Below are 2,303 nucleotides of genomic sequence, written 5' to 3'. Positions count from 1 at the left end.
ACCCACAGCCGGATCAGCAGCGCCGCGGTCGCCTCCAGGAGCCCGGCCCCGTCCAGCCCCCCGGCGTGCAGCGGCTCGCACCCCAGGTCGCGGACGAGTCGTCGTACGACGCTCAGGGCCCCCTCGTCGTCCCCGCACAGCGGCACCGCGAGGGGGCGGCCGTCGAAGACGGGCGGGGTCAGCCGCCAGACGTCGACGTGGCACAGGTTGAAGGCCTTCACGACGTGCGCCGACGGGGCGGCGGAGGCGATGCGCTCGGCGGCCGCGGGCCCGCCCGCCGTGAGCAGTCCGAAGTCGCGGCCGACCGGGTTGGTGCAGTCGATCAGCACCTTCCCCGCGAGCACCTCCGCCAGCCCGCCGACCACGTCGACCACCGCCTCGTACGGCACCGCGAGCAGCACCGCGTCCGTGCCGGCCTCCGCCGCCTCGCGCATTCCGCCCGAGCGGCTACCGGTGACCACCTCGTGCCCGGCCCGCCGCCACTGCGTGCCCAGCGCGTCCGCCATACCGCCCCGGCCGATGATTCCCACCCGCATGAGGTCTCCTCCGTCGCCCCGAACTCCCGTTTCCCGGGAACGGGTACGACAGTAGGAAGCCGCTCGGGCACCATTCGGTACGTGACCACCGACCTCGCCTTCCTCGCCGACTGCCGCACCCGCCTCGCCTTCGACCTGGTCTCCAACACCTGGAGTCCCGTGGTGATCTGGGCTCTCAAGGACGGCCCCGCACGCCCCGGCGAACTGCGGGCGCGCATCGGCGGGATCAGTCAGAAGGTGCTGACGGAGACCCTGCGGCGACTGGAGTTCAACGGCCTGGTCGCCCGGCGGGCCTACGGCGGCTCCCCGCCCCGTGTGGAGTACGAACTGACCTCCCTGGGGCGGACGTTGCTCGCCCCCATCGAGGCGTTCGGCGTCTGGGCGCACGACCACGGCGACGAGGTGCTGGACGCCCAGGAACGCTACGGCGACTCCGCGGCAACACATTTCCGCCCCTAGGGGGACTGCCCTGCAACTCCCCTAAAGGCAACGGCAGTTGCTGCCACCGACGCGAAGAGCGAGGACGCGAACCCGGTCGTCGGCCGGATCATCACGGCGCTCAAGTAGCGGGCACGGCGGGGGCGGCGGGCACCACGTCGTACGGGGCGAGCGCCTCCAGCCGCTTGATCCTCCGCCGCACGACGTACAGCGGGAGCACTCCGAAGACCCCGAACGCCATGTCGATCACACTCCACCAGACCGGGATGCCCCGGATCGGTCCGCAGATCAGGGCGAGCGGGATGATCCCGGCGCAGGCGATCATCCCGAACTCCACGACCCAGATGTTGCGGACCGGATCGCGGTAGGGGCCGTAGAAGGCGACCGCGATGACCAGGTGGGCGAAGGCCAGCCAGTCCGTGCCGTAGAGGAGGAAGGGGTGGTCGGAGTCGGCGGTGTCGAGCCCGCGCCGGACGCGCGTGATCCAGTCCATGAGCGCGTCCGGCGCGGGGAGGTGCCCCAGCACGTCCTCGGCCCAGCGCAGTTCGTGGACCAGCGGGAAGGCCGTGGCTCCGCTGAGCACCAGGCAGACGACGAACAAGGCCAGCCATGCGCGGATGCCCCTGAGTTGGGCGGCTCTGTCGCTCATGGCAGCAGCGTACGCCTGGAATTGAACATGTTCAAAACATTCTCGGCGGAGTGCGGTGTCAGGTCGCCGCCGCCGTCTCGGCCAGCTTCTGGAACTCGCCGAGGTCGTAGTTGGCAAGCGCCGAGTCGAGGTTGGTCAGTGCGCCGATGTGCTCGACGAAGCCCTTCGGGTCGTACTCGATCTGAAGGGTCACCCGGCTCGTGGTGTCACTGAGCCGGTGGAAGGTGACCACGCCCGCGTGGTGCACCCCCTCCACCGTGCGCCAGGCGATGCGGTCCTCCGGGACGACCTCGGTGAGTTCGGCGACGAAGTTCTTGTCGGCGCCGGGCAGTTGCAGCTGCCAGGCGAAGCGGCGCTCGTCCATGCGCTCCACCAGGCGTACGTGGCTCAGAAAGGTCGGCCACCGGGTCACATCGCTCCACAGCGCCCAGGCGACAGCGACGGGAGCCTTGAGATCGACCGTTTCCACGAGGGACGCGGACATGCGGCACCTCTCCTTCCGATCAGCCGGGAACCGGCCCGGCGGTTAGGGGTGCGAAGCGGATACCCCCGCCGGGACGGCACACACGGCCGGAGGGACAGCACGCCGGTCCGGCGGCCACACCCCCCAGGGGCGCGGGGAACTGCGCGACCAGCCCCCCACGCACCCGCGGTCCAGAACCCGCCGCAGCCCCCCGCCC

General features: G+C 71.1%; 4 protein-coding genes. 1 reads left to right on the top strand and 3 read right to left on the bottom strand.

Annotation, left to right across the window (positions count from 1 at the left end):
* Nucleotides 1-536: NADPH-dependent F420 reductase (locus AOJ26_RS18015; RefSeq protein WP_053849335.1), on the bottom strand; the 536-nt coding region annotated here is incomplete at its 3' end.
* An 81-nt stretch (nt 537-617) separates the two neighbouring features.
* Between AOJ26_RS18015 and AOJ26_RS18010 the strand changes: the two genes are divergently transcribed.
* Nucleotides 618-995, top strand: a complete 378-nt coding sequence (locus tag AOJ26_RS18010; RefSeq protein WP_053849334.1) for a winged helix-turn-helix transcriptional regulator — start codon at nt 618-620, stop codon at nt 993-995.
* 100 nt (nt 996-1,095) lie between these two features.
* Here the strand turns inward: AOJ26_RS18010 and AOJ26_RS18005 are convergent, their stop codons facing one another.
* Together AOJ26_RS18005 and AOJ26_RS18000 are read right to left on the bottom strand one after the other, a co-directional pair.
* Nucleotides 1,096-1,623, bottom strand: a complete 528-nt coding sequence (locus tag AOJ26_RS18005) for a hypothetical protein (protein ID WP_053849333.1) — start codon at nt 1,621-1,623, stop codon at nt 1,096-1,098.
* Nucleotides 1,624-1,681: 58 nt separating this feature from the next.
* The gene (locus tag AOJ26_RS18000) at nt 1,682-2,107 is read right to left on the bottom strand and encodes an SRPBCC family protein (protein WP_053849332.1); all 426 of its coding nucleotides are present in this window, start codon (nt 2,105-2,107) and stop codon (nt 1,682-1,684) included.
* Between the last annotated feature and the right edge of the window lie 196 nt (nt 2,108-2,303).

The organism is Streptomyces sp. NRRL B-24085, from assembly GCF_001282115.1.
Lineage (GTDB): Bacteria > Actinomycetota > Actinomycetes > Streptomycetales > Streptomycetaceae > Streptomyces.
The sequence above is the reverse complement of the archived record's forward strand: the minus strand, read 5'-3'. Positions and strand labels throughout refer to the sequence as shown.

What these genes read in the sequence shown, in the direction of transcription:
- AOJ26_RS18005 (WP_053849333.1), bottom strand. Translation starts at nt 1,623, where the DNA reads ATGAGCGACAGAGCCGCCCAACTCAGGGGCATCCGCGCATGGCTGGCC.
- AOJ26_RS18000 (WP_053849332.1), bottom strand. Translation starts at nt 2,107, where the DNA reads ATGTCCGCGTCCCTCGTGGAAACGGTCGATCTCAAGGCTCCCGTCGCT.